Origin of the sequence: Polaribacter sp. (assembly GCF_965656025.1) — a bacterium.
GTDB lineage: Bacteria > Bacteroidota > Bacteroidia > Flavobacteriales > Flavobacteriaceae > Polaribacter.
Genome location: NZ_CBFHJT010000123.1, coordinates 1 through 2,774, shown reverse-complemented (window position 1 = coordinate 2,774; position 2,774 = coordinate 1). Strand labels below are relative to the sequence as shown.

Genomic DNA, 2,774 nt, shown 5'->3' with positions numbered 1-2,774 from the left:
TCCATGATATTATGGACGAGTTATGCAAAAAAGTCACCATTCAACTTCCTTTAGACGAGATTAGTGCGAACACCATTTTAAACTTAGAAACTATCTTGAAAAACAATCCTGGTAAGCAAAGTTTGAATTTTACTGTTTGGGACGAAAAAGAAAAATTAGAAGTAAGTTTACCAAGTAGAAATACAAAGATTCATATCTCTAATGAGTTATTAGCTACTTTAGAGAGTCAACAAATAAAATATAAGTTGAATTAATATGATATTTTACCATCAAGGAAATAAAAAAAAATCGAACGAAGTAGGCGTTGCTAGTGGTTGTCTATTATTAATTGGTTTCTCTGCACTTATTTATTTTTTTACGCTATTAAAAGATATAGATGATGTAAAAGAATATCTTTTTCAAATTATTGGGGTTTCTGCTATGGCAATTACCCTTACAATTGGGTTATTTTCTAAAAAAGGTAAAATTGCTAATAAACATGTTATTATTAAAGATGGCTATTTTAAAATCGATAAAGTAAGCATCAAAATAGAAAATATAGTAGTTGATTATTATTATAAGAATGGCGAGTTTGTGAGGTATTTTTTAAGAGATACTGAAGGTAAAATTGCTATCTACTCTGTTATAGAAGATGAATTAATCACTTATTTTATTAAAAATTTTACAGAACAACTTTTCAGTTTAGAAGAAACTTATCATAAATACGAGGGACCATATATTACTGTAAAAACAAATTTACAAACTTTCTATTATGATTTAGATAGTGGAAAATATACCATAAAAAAAGAAGGAGAAACCACCATTAGCCATACACCAGATGTGTATGATTATGATGCGAATTATAAATTAGGCAAACCATTATTCAAGAAATAATAGTCAAAAACACTTTTTTTAAAGGTTCTTTTTAAAGAATTCTCTAAATGTTGTATTATTTTTTATCAAAAACCAAATTTGGTTTTTCTTAACATTTTAAAAGATACTTGAACTATTATTATTCTGTAGTTTTGTTTAACAATAAATAAATATTATGAAACAAAAAGAGAACGGAACTTGGGTTAGTTGGAATGAAAATTTAAAGTACAACTTTAAAGAAATGTACAGTATTTCTACTGAAGAAGAACTACAGGAAGTAATTGCAAACAACGAAAAAATACGTTTTTTTGGGAGCAAACAGTCATCCGCAGATATTGCTGCAGGTACAGATGCGCTTATTAATATGACTAGCTACAACAAAATTGTTTCTTATGATTATAATCAAAAAACAATTACAGTACAATCGGGTTTACTTTTAAGCGAATTATTAGAAGCTGTTGAATCTGTAGGTTGGTGTATACCATGTTTGCCAGATATTAATACCATTACCATTGGTGGTGCTTTAGCCACAGGTACACATGGCACAAGTGGAAAATTATTGAGTGAATACATGACCGAATGTAATTTAGTACTTGCAGACGGAACTGTAAAAACAATCACTAAAAATGATGAATTAATAGATGCTGTTCGTGTTTCGTTAGGCATGTTAGGGGTAATGTCTACAGTTACTTTTCAATGCGAACCTGAATATATTTTGCATGTAAAAGAAAAACCAGAAAACGACAAAGAATGGCTGCCTAAAATAAAAAGCAGATTAAAAGAGCACGATTTTTTAAGAGTCTTATGGTTGCCTCATACAGATACTGGTTATGTAATTACAGGTGATAAAATAGATCCAAAGAAAGAAGTTATTGAAAATAAAGGACCAAAATATTTAAAACATAGAAGAACCGTTTCTAAAATATTATATAAGTATTCTCATAAATTCCCTTGGATTACTTCCATTGCCAATAAAATTATTGCAAAAGCATTTTTTAATTCTAAAAAAGAACATAAAGGAAGTTTATACCAAGCAACCGTTACAAAATCTAGAGGTTCTACTTTAGAATTGGCAGAATGGACAATTGCTTTAGATAAGTTTCCACAAGTATTTAATGAGTTGAAAACAGAAATTAATAAATGGAGTAACAAATCTTTTATACACATTCCTATGGATGTTCGTTTTGTAAACAAAGATAATAGCTGGTTAAGCTATGCTTATAAACAAGATACTGTAACTATGGGATGTGTTTCTAGAAACGCAGCCACAGCAGATACGTATGAAGCTTTTGAAAGTGTAGAAAAAATATTTATAAAACATGGTGGAAGACCACATTGGGGCAAACGTTTTAAAGCAAAAGATGCTGAATTGACTAAAATTTACCCAAAATGGGAGGAATTTAAAGAGTTAAGAGAAACATTAGACCCAACTAACAAGTTTTTAAACCCTTATTTAACTAAATTGGTAAACGCAAAAGAACTAGTAAATGAAACTGCCTAAGGGATTTTTATTCGATTTTGACGGTGTTGTAGTACATAGTTTTAAAAGTCATGGCAATGCTTGGAGTAGCGCTTTTAAAGAGTTATTCAATAAAGAAATTACACCATTTCCCAAGCATCTTTCTGGCAAATCTCCAATGGTGATTGCAGCACATTACTGCAGTGTTATTAGCGAAGAAAAAAGAGCCGAAGAATTGTTTCTTTTAAAAGACATACACCTAGATAAATATTTTACAAAACCAGATGTTTTGCCAGGTGTTAGAGAAATTACCAACTACTTAAGCAGTAAAAATATTCCTTACGGAATTGCAAGTAATGCCACCAAACAGTTTTTAAAAAATAGTGTAGAAAAGTTAGATTTAAATTTTACAACGGTTTTTGGAGTACAAGATTATGAGAAACCAAAACCTGATCCAGAAGCT

The 2,774-nt window shown here is 29.8% G+C and carries 4 protein-coding genes; all 4 read left to right on the top strand.

Translation table 11 applies throughout. From position 1 onward, the window contains the following. On the top strand, nucleotides 1-254 hold a 254-nt coding region (locus ACTG3S_RS14220), incomplete at its 5' end, for a hypothetical protein (RefSeq protein ID WP_439129992.1). 1 nt (nucleotide 255) lies between these two features. After that, entirely contained in the window at nucleotides 256-873 is a 618-nt protein-coding gene (locus tag ACTG3S_RS14215; RefSeq protein ID WP_439129991.1) for a hypothetical protein, read from the top strand. Between the two features lie 154 nt (nucleotides 874-1,027). After that, nucleotides 1,028-2,353, top strand: coding sequence for a D-arabinono-1,4-lactone oxidase (locus ACTG3S_RS14210; protein WP_439129990.1), 1,326 nt, complete (start codon nucleotides 1,028-1,030; stop codon nucleotides 2,351-2,353). Further along, a partial coding sequence (locus ACTG3S_RS14205; RefSeq protein WP_439129989.1) for an HAD family hydrolase occupies nucleotides 2,340-2,774 on the top strand: 435 nt, incomplete at its 3' end. The genes ACTG3S_RS14210 and ACTG3S_RS14205, both read left to right, overlap by 14 nt.

What these genes read in the sequence shown, in the direction of transcription:
- ACTG3S_RS14215 (WP_439129991.1), top strand. Translation starts at nt 256, where the DNA reads ATGATATTTTACCATCAAGGAAATAAAAAAAAATCGAACGAAGTAGGC.
- ACTG3S_RS14210 (WP_439129990.1), top strand. Translation starts at nt 1,028, where the DNA reads ATGAAACAAAAAGAGAACGGAACTTGGGTTAGTTGGAATGAAAATTTA.